General features: G+C 63.8%; 1 pseudogene. It reads left to right on the forward strand.

The annotated features are described in order from the left end of the window. Positions 1-1,215 (forward strand): annotated as a pseudogene (locus tag ACIBTS_RS49390) (right-handed parallel beta-helix repeat-containing protein); the annotation flags it as partial.

The following is a 1,215-nucleotide window of genomic DNA, read 5'->3' on the forward strand; positions in this document are numbered from 1 at the left end:
GGACCGACCACGCGCGGAACATCACGTTCTCCGGGCTCACGGTCGAGCACTCCGACTGGAACCTGGTCAACGTCGCGGGCTCCGTCTTCCGGCAGAGCCAGCAGGGCAACACCATCTCGACCGTGTACGCGAGGCAGAACTTCCACGCGTACACCTACCGCAACGTCGACCTGCCGCCGGCTGCCATACAGATGGAGAACGCCGACGGGATCGTCCTGCAGCGCAGCACGGTGCAGCACACCGGCGCCGACGGAATCACCCTGGCCAACGACGTGACGGACACGCAGCTGACCGGCAACGTCACGAATGACATCGCCGGGTCCGCCATCACTGTGGGACACCCCCAGCACGTGTACATCGGGGACTACACCTCGACCAACCACGAGAAGTACCCGGTGAACGTCGAGGGAGTCTGCAAGAACATATCGATCACGGACAACTACCTCTACGACAGCGCGGTGCTGTTCGACGCGTCCAGCCCGGTGTCGGCGTACTTCGTCGATTCCCTTTCCGTGCAGCACAACCGGATCGAGAAGTCCCCGTGGGCGGGCATCACCCTCGGCTGGGGATGGTGGAACTTCGACGGCTCGACGAACTCCATCAATCCCGGGAACCCGACCACCACGGCGAAGAACAACACCATCAAGTACAACCAGATCCTCGACACGATGCAGGTGCTCGGCGACTCCGCTCCCATCTACACGCTGGGCAGCCAGCCGGGCACCGAGATCAGCAACAACTACATCCAGGGCGTTCCGGCCGGCCACAAGTACGGACTCCACCCCGATGAAGGCTCCGCCTACCTCAACTTCCACGACAACGTGCTCGACGTGGACAAGGACGTGACGTCCACCATCCACTCCGGCACGTGGGGCCGCCAGCACGACCTGAACATCACCAACACTTACGGCACCGTCAACAAGATCTGGGACAAGAGCGTCCCGAACAGCACCATCCAGGACGTGCGCGCGTACGCGGACGATGTGTGGCCGTCGCAGGCGTACGGCATCGCCGTGAACGCGGGTCTGGAGGACGCCTACAAGGACATCGTCCCGTCCAGCAATCTGGCGCTTCAGGACTACGTGCTGCCCGCCGGCACGTTCACCGGCAAGGGCGTGACGACCATTCCGGTGCGAAGCCCCGGAGACGGGACCAAGACCCTGTGGCTGGCTCCCTCCGGTACGAGGACGTTCGCCGCCGGTCCCACCATGTCCA

The sequence above is a fragment of the Streptomyces sp. NPDC050121 genome (genome assembly GCF_044460385.1).
GTDB classification, from domain to species: domain Bacteria; phylum Actinomycetota; class Actinomycetes; order Streptomycetales; family Streptomycetaceae; genus Streptomyces; species Streptomyces soliscabiei.